Source organism: uncultured Roseovarius sp. (assembly GCF_913057115.1).
Classification (GTDB): domain Bacteria; phylum Pseudomonadota; class Alphaproteobacteria; order Rhodobacterales; family Rhodobacteraceae; genus Roseovarius.
Genome location: NZ_CAJXNN010000003.1, coordinates 13,629 through 28,931, shown reverse-complemented (window position 1 = coordinate 28,931; position 15,303 = coordinate 13,629). Strand labels below are relative to the sequence as shown.

At 60.5% G+C, this 15,303-nt stretch carries 14 protein-coding genes; 5 read left to right on the top strand and 9 right to left on the bottom strand.

Annotation, left to right across the window (positions count from 1 at the left end):
* Window positions 1-78 precede the first annotated feature (78 nt).
* Both mutY and QZ498_RS02135 read left to right on the top strand, forming a co-directional pair.
* Entirely contained in the window at window positions 79-1,158 is a 1,080-nt protein-coding gene (mutY, locus tag QZ498_RS02140) for an A/G-specific adenine glycosylase (protein WP_294619763.1), read from the top strand.
* Between the two features lie 36 nt (window positions 1,159-1,194).
* Window positions 1,195-2,337 (top strand): alkane 1-monooxygenase, encoded by a 1,143-nt coding sequence (locus QZ498_RS02135; protein WP_294619762.1) that lies wholly within the window; start codon window positions 1,195-1,197, stop codon window positions 2,335-2,337.
* Between the two features lie 124 nt (window positions 2,338-2,461).
* On the opposite strand, the gene glpK is transcribed toward QZ498_RS02135, so the two are convergent.
* The 8 genes from glpK to glpD all read right to left on the bottom strand — a co-directional run bounded on the left by glpK (window position 2,462) and on the right by glpD (window position 11,793).
* Complete coding sequence (gene glpK / locus QZ498_RS02130) at window positions 2,462-3,970, bottom strand: glycerol kinase GlpK (RefSeq protein WP_294619761.1); 1,509 nt, start codon at window positions 3,968-3,970, stop codon at window positions 2,462-2,464.
* Between the two features lie 161 nt (window positions 3,971-4,131).
* A complete protein-coding gene (locus QZ498_RS02125) occupies window positions 4,132-5,859 on the bottom strand; it encodes an ABC transporter substrate-binding protein (RefSeq protein WP_294619760.1) in 1,728 nt (575 codons plus the stop codon).
* A gap of 88 nt (window positions 5,860-5,947) precedes the next feature.
* On the bottom strand, window positions 5,948-6,220 hold the full coding sequence (locus tag QZ498_RS02120; protein WP_294619758.1) for a DUF2160 domain-containing protein: 273 nt from the start codon (window positions 6,218-6,220) through the stop codon (window positions 5,948-5,950).
* Between the two features lie 15 nt (window positions 6,221-6,235).
* Complete coding sequence (locus QZ498_RS02115) at window positions 6,236-7,078, bottom strand: carbohydrate ABC transporter permease (RefSeq protein WP_294620002.1); 843 nt, start codon at window positions 7,076-7,078, stop codon at window positions 6,236-6,238.
* A 9-nt stretch (window positions 7,079-7,087) separates the two neighbouring features.
* Complete coding sequence (locus QZ498_RS02110) at window positions 7,088-7,963, bottom strand: carbohydrate ABC transporter permease (RefSeq protein ID WP_294619756.1); 876 nt, start codon at window positions 7,961-7,963, stop codon at window positions 7,088-7,090.
* On the bottom strand, window positions 7,963-9,066 hold the full coding sequence (locus tag QZ498_RS02105) for an ABC transporter ATP-binding protein (protein WP_294619754.1): 1,104 nt from the start codon (window positions 9,064-9,066) through the stop codon (window positions 7,963-7,965). The genes QZ498_RS02110 and QZ498_RS02105 overlap by 1 nt, the downstream gene beginning before the upstream one ends.
* Window positions 9,067-9,078: 12 nt before the next feature.
* On the bottom strand, window positions 9,079-10,167 hold the full coding sequence (locus tag QZ498_RS02100) for an ABC transporter ATP-binding protein (protein ID WP_294619751.1): 1,089 nt from the start codon (window positions 10,165-10,167) through the stop codon (window positions 9,079-9,081).
* A 33-nt stretch (window positions 10,168-10,200) separates the two neighbouring features.
* The gene (gene glpD / locus QZ498_RS02095; RefSeq protein ID WP_294619749.1) at window positions 10,201-11,793 is read right to left on the bottom strand and encodes a glycerol-3-phosphate dehydrogenase; all 1,593 of its coding nucleotides are present in this window, start codon (window positions 11,791-11,793) and stop codon (window positions 10,201-10,203) included.
* Window positions 11,794-12,066: 273 nt separating this feature from the next.
* Here glpD and QZ498_RS02090 point away from each other — a divergent pair, with 273 nt between their 5' ends.
* A complete protein-coding gene (locus QZ498_RS02090) occupies window positions 12,067-12,828 on the top strand; it encodes a DeoR/GlpR family DNA-binding transcription regulator (protein ID WP_294619747.1) in 762 nt (253 codons plus the stop codon).
* On the opposite strand, the gene QZ498_RS02085 is transcribed toward QZ498_RS02090, so the two are convergent.
* Window positions 12,825-13,742 carry a LysR family transcriptional regulator gene (locus QZ498_RS02085; RefSeq protein ID WP_294619745.1) on the bottom strand — a complete coding sequence of 306 codons (918 nt, stop codon included), beginning with the start codon at window positions 13,740-13,742 and terminating at the stop codon, window positions 12,825-12,827. The genes QZ498_RS02090 and QZ498_RS02085 overlap by 4 nt on opposite strands.
* Before the next feature lie 104 nt (window positions 13,743-13,846).
* On the opposite strand from QZ498_RS02085, the gene metF reads away from it, so the two are divergent.
* Both metF and QZ498_RS02075 read left to right on the top strand, forming a co-directional pair.
* Complete coding sequence (gene metF, locus QZ498_RS02080) at window positions 13,847-14,713, top strand: methylenetetrahydrofolate reductase [NAD(P)H] (RefSeq protein WP_294619743.1); 867 nt, start codon at window positions 13,847-13,849, stop codon at window positions 14,711-14,713.
* Between the two features lie 62 nt (window positions 14,714-14,775).
* Window positions 14,776-15,261, top strand: coding sequence for a PaaI family thioesterase (locus tag QZ498_RS02075; RefSeq protein WP_294619741.1), 486 nt, complete (start codon window positions 14,776-14,778; stop codon window positions 15,259-15,261).
* Window positions 15,262-15,303: the final 42 nt, after the last annotated feature.

Sequence of the window (15,303 nt, the reverse complement as noted above, 5' to 3'; positions counted from 1 at the left end):
TGGACTCCTGTACTTCGGCCCTATCTTAGGGCATGTGACGGGCCATGCCAGCCCATAACAGGCCATCGGGGATAACACATGCGTGACGCCGCCTTGGATATGCCGAAAGCCGCCGATTTGTTGGCGTGGTACGACACGCACGCACGTGATTTGCCTTGGCGGGTTGCGCCCGGGGATCGGGCGGCGGGGGTTGTACCGGACCCTTACCGCGTGTGGTTGTCAGAGGTGATGTTGCAGCAAACCACCGTGGCCGCCGTCAAAAGCTATTTTGAACGCTTCACCACGCTTTGGCCCACGGTGGGCGATTTGGCCGACGCCCCCGATTCGCAGGTCATGGGCGAATGGGCGGGGCTTGGATACTACGCCCGGGCGCGCAATTTGCTGAAATGTGCGCGGGTGGTGGCCGATGAGCATGGCGGCACCTTCCCCACGACGCGCGAGGGGCTTTTGGCCCTGCCGGGTATCGGACCATATACCGCCGCCGCGATCTCGGCCATTGCCTATGACGCGCCGGAGGTTGTCGTTGATGGCAATGTGGAGCGCGTGATGGCGCGGGTGCATGACATCCGCACACCCCTGCCCGCCGCCAAGCCCGAGCTGACCGAGGCTGCCGCCAACCTGACGCCAAAAGCCCGTGCGGGGGATTATGCCCAAGCGGTGATGGATCTGGGGGCAACGGTCTGCACTCCGAAAAACCCCGCCTGCGGGATTTGCCCTTGGATGGGGGCCTGCGCCGCCCGCGCCGCCGGGGTGCAGGGGGAGTTGCCCTATAAGACCCCGAAGAAGCCCAAACCCACCCGGCTTGGCATCGCTTATGTGGCACAGCGCGCCGATGGGGCCTTCCTTTTGGAAACCCGGCCCGACAAAGGGCTGTTGGGCGGCATGCTGGGCTGGCCCGGAAGTGATTGGAACGAGGCCCCCGCCCCCGCCCCGCCGCTTGAGGCCGATTGGCAGGACTTGGGCGAGGAGGCGCGCCATACCTTCACGCATTTTCACCTGCGCCTGAGCATTCAGGTGGCTCGCGTCCCGGAAGAGGCCAGACCACAGCGTGGGGATTTCCTGCCCAAATCCGCCTTTCGCCCCTCGGATTTACCCACCGTCATGCGCAAGGTATTTGACCTTGCGCAAGGCGGGCTGGCAAAAGGTGACGCAGGTTAAGCCAAGTTTTCAGTATTGTCCCTCGGAGAAAGCCCCATGATCCCCCCCGCCCAGGTCGCCAAGTTCCGCAATGCTGTTCCCTTCTGGATGTCGCTTCTGCTGGTCCCTGTAGCCATTCTTGGTGCGCTTCAGGGTGGCTGGACAGTGGTGCTTTTGCCGGTGATGACCTGGTACCTGTTTTCGATCCTTGATGCCTTTCTGGGCCTTAACCTCGAAAACGCCGATCTGGAAACCGGCGAAGATCAACTGAAATGGTACAGGGCGATTACCCTGCTTTGGGCCCCGATCCAGTTTTGCCTGCTGTTCTGGATGGTCTGGTATGTGCCGGGGGCAGAGCATCTGTCGGGTCTCGAAAAGATCGTGCTGTTCTTCGGGGTGGGCGTAATCACCGGCACCGTGGGCATCGTCTATTCGCACGAGTTGATGCACCAAAAGGACAAGGGGGAGCGATGGTTGGCCGATGGGTTGCTCTCCATGGTGCTCTATTCACATTTCCATACCGAGCATTTGCAGGTGCATCACCGCTATGTCGGCACGCCGCGCGATGCGGTGACCGCGCGCTATAACGAGGGGTTTCCCCGCTATTTCGCGCGAGTTCTGGGGGAAACTTATGCCTCGGCCTTTCGCGCCGAAAAGGCCATGCTGGCGCGCAAAGGGCTGCCGTGGTGGCACCACACCAACCCGTTTTGGAAATACTGGGCGCTTGATCTTTATATGATCATTCTGGCGGTGCTTTTGGGCGGTTGGGTTGGCCTGTTGCTGTTCATCTGGCAGGCCTTCGTGTCGATCTGGCAATTGGAGCTGACCAATTACGTCGAACACTATGGCCTGACCCGCAAACATCTGGGCGATGGCAAGTATGAGCATGTCAAACCGCGCCATAGCTGGAACGCGGCGCATAAGGCCTCGAACTGGCTTTTGATCAACCTGCAACGGCACTCGGACCACCATTACAAGCCCGAGCGGCGGTTCCCGCTTTTGCAGAACTATACCGAGGCCGAGGCACCGCAGCTTCCCTATGGTTACCCGGTGATGACCATGGCGGCGATGGTGCCACCCATCTGGCGGCGAGTGATGAACCCGCGCGTGCGCAAATGGCGCAAGATGTATTACCCCGAGGTGAACGACTGGAAGCCCTATAACAAGGGGCAAACACCGATGCCGCGCGGGGCGTCTTAGGGAATTAGGCCTCTGGAGCTCGCTCATCAGTCCTGACGGACTTCTTCGCGAAAAGCGCAGCGATGAGCGACCCCGGCGTGAGACCTGGGTTCCGCGACCCTAGGACGTAAAGCACCTTAGAGGTTCAAAAACTCAAAGTCGCATTCACCGCGCGTTTCCATGCGTCGTATTTGCGGGCGCGGGTGACGTCGTTCATGTCGGGCGTGAACTTTCGGTCCAGCGCCCATGTCTGGGCAAACTCCTCAAGCCCCGGGTATAGCCCCACCTGCATCCCGGCCAGCCAAGCCGCCCCAAGCGCCGTGGTTTCCAGAACCTCGGGACGGTCCACCGGCGCGTCGATGATGTCCGACAGGAATTGCATCGCCCAATCGCTGGCGCTCATCCCGCCATCGACGCGCAGGGTTTCGGCCCCACCATCGCGCAGGGCAGCGCCGCCTTCGGCGGCCCAATCGCTACGCATCGCTTCCAGCAGATCGCGGGTTTGATAGCCCACGCTTTCGAGCGCCGCGCGGGCAAATTCCTGTGGCCGCGAATTGCGCGTCAGGCCAAAGACAGCACCGCGACATTCGGCATTCCAATAGGGCGCGCCAAGCCCGGTGAAGGCGGGCACCAGCACGACGTTTTGCGCAGGGTCCGCACCTTCTGCCAAGGGTTGGGTTTCCGAGGCTTCGCGGATGATTTTCAGCCCATCGCGCAGCCATTGCACAACCGCCCCCGCGATAAAGATCGAGCCTTCCAGCGCATAGGTGGGTTTGCCATCCAGTTGATAGGCAATCGTGGTGAGCAAGCGATTTTGCGACACCACCGGTGTATCGCCGGTGTTGAGCAGGGCAAAACAGCCTGTGCCATAGGTGGATTTCAGCATCCCCGGCGCGAAACAGGCCTGCCCGACGGTGGCGGCCTGTTGGTCGCCCGCCACGCCACGAATGGGGATTTCGCGGCCGAACAGGTCATCGCGCACCATGCCATAATCATCGGCACTGTCGCGCACCTCGGGCAGCATGTTGTGCGGGATGTCCAGCAAATCGCAGATCGTGGAACTCCACCGCCCCTTGCGAATGTCATATAGCAGGGTGCGCGCGGCATTGGTGGCGTCGGTGGCATGCACCGCCCCGCCCGTCAGTTTCCAGATCAGGAAGGTATCGACGGTACCGAACAGCAACTCCCCCGCCTCGGCGCGGGCGCGGGCGCCTTCGACGTTATCGAGGATCCATTTCAGTTTGGTGCCCGAGAAATAGGGATCCAGCAAAAGGCCGGTGCGGTCGGTGACCATCGCCTCGTGCCCCGCATCGCGCAGGGTGCGGCATAACTCAGATGTGCGGCGATCCTGCCAGACGATGGCGTTGTAAATCGGCTCGCCTGTCTGCTTGTCCCAAACAACCGTCGTTTCGCGTTGGTTGGTGATGCCGATGGCGGTGACATCCGCGACGCTTAGCCCTGCACGTTCGATCACCGCGCGGCAGGTGCCAGCGGTGGTTGACCACAGGTCCGCCGGGTCATGTTCGACCCAGCCGGAATCGGGATAATGCTGTGGGAATTCTTCCTGCGCGGTGGCGACCAGCTTCATCTCTTGATTGAACAGGATGGCCCGGCTTGAGGTGGTGCCTTGGTCAATGGCCAGAATATGGGTCATGGTGGTATCCCCCGCGCGTCGTGTTGGTCATGAAAAAGCGGCCGCCAGAGGCCCAGCGGCCGCAGAGTAATCGGACAGCGGCATCATGCAAGCGATACCCAAAGGTCCGTCAGGGAGAAGAGGGCCGGGGCCACGCAATCGTCGCGCCCCCGGCGGGAGGTTTACTTCCAGCTGGCCAGAAGCTCGTCATAGTCGACGGTTTCCGGCGCGGGCTTTTCGTTGTCCAACTTGGCCTTCGGCGCACCCGGTTGGCTCAGCCAATAATCGGGGTCGCGTTCCTCGTTGAGTTTGGGGCCAAGATCGCCCTGCACACCGGCGCGTTCCAGACGCTCAAGCACGCGTTCTTGTTGCGCGCAAAGGCTATCCAGTGCTTCTTGGGCCGATTTCGCACCCGAGGAAGCATCGCCGATGTTCTGCCACCACAGCTGTGCCAGCTTGGGGTAGTCAGGCACGTTGGTGCCGGTGGGCGACCACTGGGTCCGGGCCGGGCTGCGGTAGAATTCCACAAGACCGCCCAGTTTCGGTGCCCGCTCGGTGAAGCTTTCGTGGTTGATCGTGGATTCGCGGATGAAGGTCAGGCCGGTATGTGCCTTCTTCAGGTCCACGGTTTTCGAGGTCACGAACTGTGCATAGAGCCACGCGGCCTTGGCACGATCCACCGGGGTCGACTTCATCAAGGTCCAGCTACCGGCGTCTTGGTAGCCGACTTTCATGCCGTCTTCCCAATAGGCACCGTGCGGGCTGGGGGCCATGCGCCACTTGGGCGTGCCATCGTCGTTGAGAACGGCCTCCGCGCCATCACCCACCATGTCGGCGGTAAAGGCGGTGTACCAGAACATTTGTTGCGCGACGTTGCCTTGGGCCGGAACCGGGCCAGCCTCACCAAAGGTCATACCGGCCGCGGCGGGCGGCGAGTATTCATTGAGCCACTTGGTGTATTTCTCAATCGCGTAGACCGCCGCCGGGCTGTTGGTGGCCCCGCCGCGTGCGACGCAAGACCCCGTGGGCTGGCTGTTTTCGTTCACGCGGATGCCCCATTCATCGACCGGCAGGCCGTTGGGTTCACCCACGTCGCCCATCCCTGCCATGGACATCCAGGCATCGGTGAAGCGCCAGCCGAGGCTGGGGTCTTTCTTGCCGTAGTCCATGTTGCCGTAGACTTCTGACGACGGACCACCGGCATAGGACATATCGCGCCCGGTGAAGAACTCGGCAATATCCTCATAGGCCGACCAGTTCACGGGAACGCCAAGGTCGTAGCCATAGGCGGCTTTGAAGTCCTCTTTCGATTTGGGATGCGTGAACCAGTCATAGCGGAACCAGTAAAGGTTCGCGAACTGCTGGTCGGGCAGTTGGTAAAGCTTGCCATCGGGGCCGGTGGTGAACTGCGTGCCGATGAAATCATCGACATCTAGCCCTGGATTGGTCACATCCGCGCCTTCACCTGCCATCCAATCGGTCAGGTTGCGCACCTGCTGATAGCGCCAGTGGGTGCCGATCAGGTCCGAGTCGTTGATATAGGCGTCATAGATGTTTTCGCCCGACTGCATCTGCGTTTGCAGTTTCTCGACAACGTCACCTTCACCGATCAGGTCGTGGGTGATGTTGATGCCGGTGATGGCCGAAAACGCCGGGGCCAGAACCTTGGCCTCGTATTCGTGGGTGGTGATGGTTTCTGACACAACGCGAATATCCATGCCCGCAAAGGGCTGTGCCGCGTCGATGAACCACTGCATTTCGGCCTCTTGCTCGGCACGATCCAGCACCGACAGCTCACCGATTTCCGCATCAAGGAATTCCCGCGCTTCCTCCATCCCGGCGAAACCCGGTCCGGTCAGAAGCGACAGGGCAAGGCCCAGCGCGGTTGTGGATTTGAGGTTAAGGTTCATGGCTTTCCTCCCAGTTAGAACCAATCTTGTCATTGAGGATCTTGAAGGTTGGCGCCCGGTCTCCTCCGGTCCCGGGCGCAGGTCCGCCCTACACCCAGCGAAAGACCGCTGCGGCGTAGATCAGGCAAAGGATCAGCGCATAGGGTTGGTTTGCGCCGACAAGGCCCAGCCAAGCCAGATTGATAAAGGCCGAGCCGAGAAGCGTGATGAACAAACGATCACCCCGCGTGGTTTCGATCCGCAAAATCCCGGTGCGCGGGGTTTCGGGGAATTTGATCGCCAGCACCGTGAAGGTGATCAGCAGCAGGGCGATGACGCCAAAGAATGCGGCGGTCGGTAGGGTCCATGCCATCCAGTCCATAGTCTGTTTCCTCCCTTACACGCGGCCCAGGGCAAAGCCCTTGGCGATGTAGTTGCGCACGAAGTAGATCACCAAAGCGCCCGGCACGATGGTCAGCACCCCGGCCGCTGCCAGCACGCCCCAGTCCAGCCCCGATGCCGAAACCGTCCGGGTCATGGTGGCGGCGATGGGCTTGGCGTCGACACTGGTCAGGGTGCGGCTCAGCAGCAGTTCCACCCATGAGAACATGAAGCAGAAGAAGGCCGCCACACCGATGCCCGAGGCAATCAGCGGCATAAAGATTTTCACGAAGAAACGGCCAAAGCTGTAACCGTCGATATAGGCGGTCTCGTCGATTTCCTTGGGCACACCGCGCATGAAGCCCTCCAAAATCCACACCGCCAGCGGCACGTTGAACAAGCAATGTGCCAGTGCCACCGCGATATGCGTGTCAAACAGGCCGACCGAGCTATAAAGCTGAAAGAACGGAAGGGCGAACACGGCGGGCGGGGCCATCCGGTTGGTCAGCAGCCAGAAGAACAGGTGCTTGTCGCCCATGAAGTGATAACGGCTAAAGGCATAGGCCGCCGGAAGCGCCACCGCGACCGAGATCACGGTATTCATCACCACGTAGATCAGCGAATTGACGTAGCCCATATACCAGCTTGGGTCGGTCAGGATCGTGACATAGTTCTGCAACGTCAGGTCACGCGGCCAGAGCGAGAAAGACCCCAAGATCTCGGCATTGGTTTTCAGGCTCATGTTCACCAGCCAATAGATCGGCAGCATCAGGAACACGAGATAAAGCGTCATCACCACCGCGCGACTGTTGATACGCGGCAGGGCCATGCCACGGCGGGCGCTTTGGTTCACGGTCATATCGGCCATTTACTTGCCCTCCGCTTTGTCGAGGTTGGTCATGACGGTGTAGAACACCCATGAGATCAGCAGGATCACGAGGAAATACATGATCGAGAAGGCCGCCGCCGGTCCAAGGTCGAACTGCCCCAGCGCCATCTTCACAAGGTCGATCGAGAGGAAGGTGGTCGCATTGCCCGGGCCGCCGCCGGTGACGACGAAAGGCTCGGTATAGATCATGAAGCTGTCCATGAAGCGCAGCAAAATCGCGATCATCAGAACCCCGGCCATCTTCGGCAGTTCGATATAGCGAAACACCTTCCAACGGCTGGCTTGGTCGATCTTGGCGGCTTGGTAGTAGGCATCGGGAATGGATTGCAGCCCGGCATAGGCCAAGAGCGCCACAAGCGAGGTCCAGTGCCAGACATCCATCACGATGACCGTGGCCCAAGCGGCAAAGAAATCCTGCGTGTAGTTGTAGGAAATACCCAGCTTATCGAGCGTGTAGCCCAGCAGGCCGATATCGACCCGGCCAAAGATTTGCCAGATGGTGCCAACCACGTTCCAAGGGATCAAAAGCGGCAGCGACATGACCACCAAGCAAAAGCTGGCCCAAAAGCCGCTTTTGGGCATATTGAGCGCCACGAAAATGCCAAGCGGCACCTCGATGGCCAGAATGATCGCCGAAAAGGCCAACTGACGGCCCAGCGCATCCCACATCCGTTCCGAATGCAGCAATTCATCGAACCACTCCAACCCGGCCCAGAAGAATTGGTTGCCGCCGAAGGTGTCTTGCACCGAGTAGTTGACCACCGTCATCAGCGGGATGATCGCCGAAAAGGCCACTAGCACCAGAACCGGCAAGACAAGGAACCATGCCTTTTGGTTGACTGTTTTCTCCTGCATTACGCGGCCTCCCCCACAGGTCCTTTACGCGCGCCTTCTGGCGCGACCCGCCAGTCATTGGCGTAAACGTTGACATGCGCAGGGTCGAAGGTGACGCGCGTCTTGTCCGCGCCAATCTCTTCGCCCTCACCTGCGATGATGTTGATATCGTTGCCGAAAAACTCGGCGCGCACGATCTTGTGGCGGCCTACGTCCTCGACCCGGCGCACTTTGACGGGCAAGCCGTCGCTGTCGGAAAGGCGGGCAAATTCAGGCCGCACACCGATTTCCACCTTGCCTTCAAGCGCGCCATAGGCGGCACCCAGATCAAGGGCCGAGCCGTTGATATAGGCCTGTTTGCCTTCCACCTTGGCGGGGATCACGTTCATCCCCGGTGAGCCGATGAAATAGCCCACGAAGGTATGCTCGGGACGCTCAAACAGCTCTTCCGGCGTGCCGATCTGCACGACGCGGCCATCGTACATCACCACCACCTTATCGGCGAAGGTCAGGGCCTCGGTCTGGTCGTGGGTGACGTAGATCATCGTGTGGCCGAAATCGTGGTGCAGTTTCTTCAACTGCGTGCGCAATTCCCATTTCATATGCGGGTCGATCACCGTCAGCGGCTCATCGAACAACAGGGCATTCACGTCCTTGCGCACCATGCCCCGGCCAAGGCTGATCTTTTGCTTGGCATCGGCGGTGAGGCCCCGCGCCTTGCGCGACAGTTCCTCTTCCATGCCGATCATGCGGGCCACTTCCTGCACCCGTTCGGCGACATAGGCCTCGTCCCGGCCCCGGTTGCGCAGCGGAAAGGCAAGGTTATCGCGCACGGTCATGGTGTCGTAGACAACCGGAAACTGGAACACCTGCGCGATGTTGCGCGCGGCGGTGGGCGCGTTGGTCACGTCTTGCCCATCAAACAGAATACGGCCCTGCGAGGGGTGCAAAAGCCCCGAAATAATATTGAGAAGCGTGGACTTACCACAGCCCGACGACCCCAGAAGGGCATAGGCCGCGCCATCGTCCCAATCGTGGTTGAGTTCTTTCAGCGCGAAGTCATCTTCACTGGCCGGGTTGGGCAGGTAGGAATGGGCGAGGTTATCCAAGGTGATCTTTGCCATTCTGCGCCCCCCTCAAGCCGCAATCGCATAGGCGGCGGGCGCGACAAGCGCGCCATCTTCGCCAAAGACGTAAACGTGGCTGGGGTCCAGATAGACATCCAGATCAGCCCCCAGTTCCAGATCATGCACCCCGTGGATCAGGCCGACCCAACGCTCCCCATGATGATCAAGGTGCACAAAGGTTTCCGAGCCGGTCAGTTCCGTCACGCTCAGTTGCGTGGTGAACTGCATCGCATCGGCGGTGTGCTTGCCGATCTCAAGGTGGTTGGGGCGGAACCCGGCGGTGTAGCGGCCATCAGCCAACTCACCCAGTTTGCCCGTGGCGGGGGCGGTCTGCCCATCGCCGAACATCAGCTTGCTGCCGGTTTTCGACACCTGAAGGAAGTTCATCGGCGGGTCGCTAAAGACCCTCGCGGTGGTGGCATCGACGGGGCGGCGGTAAACATCGGGCGTGCGGCCAAACTGCGTCACACGGCCTTCCCAAAGCGTCGCGGTATTGCCGCCCAGCAAAAGCGCCTCTTCCGGCTCGGTCGTGGCGTAAACGAAGATCGCGCCGGATTCCTCGAAAATCTTGGGGATCTCGATCCGCAATTCTTCGCGCAGCTTGTAGTCAAGGTTCGCCAGCGGCTCATCCAAGAGAACCAGCCCCGCGCCCTTCACAAGCGCCCGCGCCAAGGCACAGCGTTGCTGCTGCCCGCCCGATAGTTCCAGCGGCTTGCGGTCCAACATCGGGGTCAGCTTCATCAGATCGGCGGTTTTCTTCACCGCTGCGTCGATTTCGGCCGGTTTCTTGCCCATCAGGCGCAGGGGCGAGGCGATGTTGTCATAAACGCTCATCGACGGGTAGTTGATGAACTGCTGATAGACCATCGCCACCTGACGATCCTGCACCCGCATGCCGGTGACATCCGAACCATTCCACATGATGCGCCCTTCATTCGGCACGTCCAGCCCGGCCATCAACCGCATGAGCGAGGTCTTCCCCGACAATGTCGGCCCCAAAAGCACATTCATCGTGCCCTTTTCCAACGTCAGGTCGGTGGGGTGGATATGCACCTGCCCGTTCACCACCTTGGTCACACTATCCAGTGTCAGCGTCATCCGCGTCGTTCCTCCTTCACGGCCCGGCCAGCCTTATTCGGCGGCCATGGCCTCCCCTGACGTTATCCATTTATCCAGCGCCTTGATCTGCGCCTCGCTCATCCGCAGGCCCAGACGGGTGCGCCGCCAGACGATATCCTCGGCCCGCTGGGCGTATTCGTGGCGCATCATCCATGCCACCTCGCGCCCGGTCAGCGTCGCGCCGAAATGCGGGCCAAGGTCCTCCATGCCCGTGGCATCGCCCAGAACATCCACCGCCTCCGTGCCATAGGCACGCACCAAACGCCCAGCCCAATAGTCATCCAAAAACGGGTAGACGGACTTTAGATCATCAACCAGACGCTGCACGCCGTCTACCGCGAAATCACCCCCCGGCAGGGCAACGCCCGCCGTCCATTCACCCTTGGCGTGATCGAAGAACGGCATGATCTTGGCCAGTGCGGCCTCGGCCAGCTTGCGGTAGGTGGTGATCTTGCCACCAAAGACATTCAGCACCGGCGCGCCGCCTTCGGCCTCCAGCTTGAGCACGTAATCGCGCGTCGCCGCCGTGGCCGATTTGGCCCCGTCGTCATAAAGCGGGCGCACACCGGAATAGGTCCAGACGATATCGTCGCGCGTCACCGGCTGTTCGAAATACTCTGAAGCGAAATCGCACAAATACTGCGCCTCATCCTCGGTGCATTCGGGCTTGGCCGACGGGTCTTCATGCTCCACATCCGTTGTCCCGATCAGGGTGAAATCCCCCTCGTAGGGAATGGCGAAAATGATCCGCCCGTCGGTGCCTTGGAAGAAATAGCATTTGTCGTGATCAAAGAGGCGGCGGGTAACGATATGGCTGCCGCGCACAAGGCGCACACCGGCGCTGGCGTTCTGGCGCAGCGTGCCGGTGATCACATCTTTCACCCAAGGGCCACCGGCATTGACAAGGGCGCGTGCATGAATGGTTTCGCGCCGCCCGGTCTCGGTGTTTTCCACCTCCACCACCCACAGATCGCCCTCGCGTGTGGCCGTCATCACCTTGGTCCGCGTCATGATCCGCGCACCGCGCGCTTCGGCGTCGCGAGCATTGAGTACCACAAGGCGGCTATCCTCGATCCAGCAGTCGGAATATTCAAAGGCCCGCTGGAATTTATCCTTGAGCGGCGCACCCTCGGGCGCTTGGCCAAGGTCCAGCGTTTTGGTCGCCGGCAGAATCTTGCGCCCGCCCAGATGGTCATACATGAACAGGCCAAGCCGGATCAGCCAGGCAGGCCGCCGCCCCTTCATCCAAGGCATCAAAAAGTTCAGCAGCTTCGAAGTGGGCGTTTCCCCCTCGAACCGCATATCCTTGTGATAGGGCAGGACAAAGCGCATCGGCCAACTGATGTGCGGCATCGCGCGCAGCAGGGTTTCGCGTTCGATCAAGGCCTCGCGCACCAAACGCACCTCGAAATATTCCAGATAGCGCAACCCGCCATGAAACAGCTTGGTCGAAGCCGAAGATGTGGCCGAGGCCAGATCGTTCATTTCCGCCAAGGCAACGGAAAGGCCCCGCCCCGCGGCATCCCGCGCGATACCACAGCCGTTGATGCCGCCGCCGATAACGAACAGATCAACCGTATCACTGGATGTGCCCTTGCCGCCCACGCGCGCTCTCCTCCCACACTTAGGGTCTGCGACAAAACGAACCACAAACGCGCGGCAATCGTCAATCATAAATGTTCGTTTGTGTTCGCTTTTAGGGTTTTGCTTTGTTTTTGTTGGGAATTTCTTTCGTGAACCATCTTTTTCGTCACGTCAGTTTTACAAACCCGCAATGCGCCGCCAAGAGAATCAGTCCTCTGGCATCAAATTTCATCGCGTTTCTTGATTTGCCGGAAAAAACGAACATAATCGAAAAAACACGGTGATGAGGGGCCCATGTCGCAGACATTCCGCCAACCCGACATTCTGGAAATCGCCCGGACCGAGGGCAAGGTCATGGTCGAAGACCTGGCCGAACGTTTCAACGTCACGGTCCAGACCATCCGCCGCGACCTCACCGAACTGGCCAATGCCGGTAAGCTGGAACGCGTGCATGGCGGTGCGATCCTGCCCTCGGGCGTTACCAACATCGTCTACGAGGAACGCCGCCGCCTGCATGAGGACGCCAAGCAATCCATCGCCCGCGCCTGCGCCGCCGAAATTCCTGACAGTGCCTCGGTGTTCCTCGATATCGGTACCACGACCGAAGCCGTGGCCCATGCCCTTTTGGATCACAGCAACCTGATGGTCGTGACCAACAACATGAACGTGGCCAATATCCTGCTGGCCAACCCCGATTGCGAAATCGTCGTGGCGGGCGGCACCCTGCGCCGGGCCGATAACGGGCTGGTCGGCAATATCACCGCCCGCACCATCGAAAATTTCAAGTTCGACTACGCGATCCTGGGCTGTTCGGCCATGGACGAAGACGGCGACCTTCTGGATTTCGACATTCAGGAGGTTTTGGTGGGTCAAGCCCTTCTTAAACGCTCACGTGAGGTCTTTCTGGTGGCCGACCACTCGAAATTCCAGCGCAATGCGCCTGTGCGCATCGGCTCACTTCAGGATATCGACCGCTTTTTTACCGATCGGCCGCTGCCGACCGCCCTCGTGGACCGTTGCGCAGGATGGGGCACCGAAGTGACGATCACCGCTTAGGCCGGCTCCAATCCCCGCTGCAAGCGCACGGGAATTTCCCGCGCCAGCCGGATCAGATGCGCCATGTAAGGTTTATCGGCGTCATCCTCTCGAATGGCCGCATATAGCCGCTTGGTCAGGCCCGTTTCCGTGATCGGTCGGGTGACGTAATCGCGGCTTCCTCGTTGCGCCCGCACCACCCAATCGGGCAACACCGCAACGCCGCGGTTCGAGGCCACCAAAAGCAGGATCACTGCCGTCAGCTCCACCTGCCGGATGGCGCGCGGCTCCACCTTGGCAGGGGTCAAAAGCTCCGAAAACACATCCAGACGCGAGCGATCCACCGGGTAAGTGATCAAGGTCTCGCCGCGAAAATCCGCCGCCTCCACATAGGGTTTCTGCGCTAGGGGATGCTGACTTGAAGCCACAAAGACCGGCTCATAATCGAACAAGGGCTTGAAGGTGATCCCCGGCAAATCCTCCGGGTCCGAGGACACCACCAGATCCACCTCTTCCTTTTGCAAGGCGGGCAGCGCATCGAAGGCCAGACCCGGGCGGATATCCACATCCACTTCGCCCCAGTTTTTGCGAAACCGCTCCAACACCGGGAACAGCCATTCGAAACAGGCATGACATTCGATGGCGATATGCATCCGCCCCGCGCTGCCCTCGCGCAGCCCGCCAAACTCCGCCTCAAGCGCTTCAATCTCCGGCAGCACCTTCTCGGCCACCCGCAACAACCTTTGCCCCGCCGCCGAGAGGCGCAAAGGCTTGGACCGGCGCACGAACAATTCCACCCCGGCCTGATCCTCCAACCCCTTGATCTGATGGCTCAACGCCGATTGCGTGATGTGCAAAAGATCGGCCGCACGCGCCAATCCGCCCGCCTGATGGATGGCGCGGATCGTGCGCAGATGGCGAAATTCGATGTGCATTTTGTGAATGAACCTCATTCAAACCATGAATTTTATGAAGTTGTCTCACAATGCTGCACCTGCAACAAGAGGGGTAACATGAGATTCTTGCAGGATTGACCCAGATGACCACGCCCCGCATTTCCTTCGAATTCTTCCCGCCCAAATCCCTTGAGGCCTCCTTTCGCCTCTGGGACACGGTGCAAACACTGGCCCCGCTTGACCCGCGCTTTGTCTCGGTGACCTATGGCGCGGGCGGCACCACGCGCGAATTGACGCGCGAAGCGGTGGGCACCTTGCACAACACCTCGGGCCTGAACGTGGCGGCGCACCTCACCTGTGTCGAGGCCACCCGCACCGAGACATTGCAGATCGCCGACAGCTTCGCCGCCGCTGGCGTCAGCGAAATCGTCGCCCTGCGCGGTGACCCGCCCAAGGGCGCGGGCCGCTTTGCCCCGCATCCCGACGGGTTCGCCAATTCCTGCGAATTGATCGAGGCGCTGGCCGAGACCGGAAAATTCACCATCCGCGTTGGCGCCTACCCCGAAAAACACCCCGAGGCCGCCGATCAAAAGGCCGATGTCGACTGGCTCAAGCGCAAGATCGACGCCGGGGCAAGTGAGGCGATCACGCAGTTCTTCTTTGAGCCGGAAACCTTCTTCCGCTTCCGCGATGCCTGCGAAAAGGCGAGCATCGACGCGCCGATCATTCCCGGCATCCTGCCGATCGAAAACTGGACCGGTGTTCGCAAATTCGCCGCCGCCTGCGGCACACAAATCCCCGCATGGCTGGACGATGCCTTTGCCAAGGCCAAACGCGACGGGCGCGAAGACCTGCTGGCCACGGCGCTTGCCACGGAACTGTGCAGTGACCTGATCGAGGGTGGCGTCGAAGACCTGCATTTCTATACGCTGAACCGGCCGGAACTGACCCGCGATGTCTGCCACGCGCTTGGCGTGGCCCCCAAGGTAGAGCTGCGCGACGTCGCCTGAGGCTTTTCCTTTTCACCAAGCTGCCATAGCTTGCCCCCGGATGACATCTCCGGGGGCCGCATATGAATATCGCCGAAACACTCGACCAATTGCCTGACCTGGATGACCTTCTGGCCCGTTCTGGCCTGGAATTCATGCAAGACATGGTGGCCGGTCGCCTGCCCGGCCCACCCATTGGCGCCACCATGGGCTTCTGGCCCATATCCGCCGAGGACGGCTGCGTGGTCTTTGAAGGTACACCCGACTTTCCCGTGACCAACCCCATGCGTGGCCTGCACGGCGGGTGGTACGGTGCCATTCTTGACAGTTGCATGGCCTGCGCGGTGATGACCAAACTACCGCGTGGATCGGCCTACACCACGCTTGAGTACAAGGTGAACATCACGCGCGCGATTCCCTTGGGAATGAAAGTGCGTGCCACTGGCACCGTCACCCACGCAGGCAGATCCACCGGCGTCGCCACTGGCGAAATACGGGGCGTCGAGGATCAGAAACTATATGCCAGCGGCTCCACCACCTGCCTCATCATGCAGGTCACGCGCAGGTAGCCAAGAGGGCGCGCCCTTCTTCTGTTCTAAAATATCCTGGGG

What these genes read in the sequence shown, in the direction of transcription:
- mutY (WP_294619763.1), top strand. Translation starts at nt 79, where the DNA reads ATGCGTGACGCCGCCTTGGATATGCCGAAAGCCGCCGATTTGTTGGCG.
- QZ498_RS02135 (WP_294619762.1), top strand. Translation starts at nt 1,195, where the DNA reads ATGATCCCCCCCGCCCAGGTCGCCAAGTTCCGCAATGCTGTTCCCTTC.
- glpK (WP_294619761.1), bottom strand. Translation starts at nt 3,970, where the DNA reads ATGACCCATATTCTGGCCATTGACCAAGGCACCACCTCAAGCCGGGCC.
- QZ498_RS02125 (WP_294619760.1), bottom strand. Translation starts at nt 5,859, where the DNA reads ATGAACCTTAACCTCAAATCCACAACCGCGCTGGGCCTTGCCCTGTCG.
- QZ498_RS02120 (WP_294619758.1), bottom strand. Translation starts at nt 6,220, where the DNA reads ATGGACTGGATGGCATGGACCCTACCGACCGCCGCATTCTTTGGCGTC.
- QZ498_RS02115 (WP_294620002.1), bottom strand. Translation starts at nt 7,078, where the DNA reads ATGACCGTGAACCAAAGCGCCCGCCGTGGCATGGCCCTGCCGCGTATC.
- QZ498_RS02110 (WP_294619756.1), bottom strand. Translation starts at nt 7,963, where the DNA reads ATGCAGGAGAAAACAGTCAACCAAAAGGCATGGTTCCTTGTCTTGCCG.
- QZ498_RS02105 (WP_294619754.1), bottom strand. Translation starts at nt 9,066, where the DNA reads ATGGCAAAGATCACCTTGGATAACCTCGCCCATTCCTACCTGCCCAAC.
- QZ498_RS02100 (WP_294619751.1), bottom strand. Translation starts at nt 10,167, where the DNA reads ATGACGCTGACACTGGATAGTGTGACCAAGGTGGTGAACGGGCAGGTG.
- QZ498_RS02090 (WP_294619747.1), top strand. Translation starts at nt 12,067, where the DNA reads ATGTCGCAGACATTCCGCCAACCCGACATTCTGGAAATCGCCCGGACC.
- QZ498_RS02085 (WP_294619745.1), bottom strand. Translation starts at nt 13,742, where the DNA reads ATGCACATCGAATTTCGCCATCTGCGCACGATCCGCGCCATCCATCAG.
- metF (WP_294619743.1), top strand. Translation starts at nt 13,847, where the DNA reads ATGACCACGCCCCGCATTTCCTTCGAATTCTTCCCGCCCAAATCCCTT.
- QZ498_RS02075 (WP_294619741.1), top strand. Translation starts at nt 14,776, where the DNA reads ATGAATATCGCCGAAACACTCGACCAATTGCCTGACCTGGATGACCTT.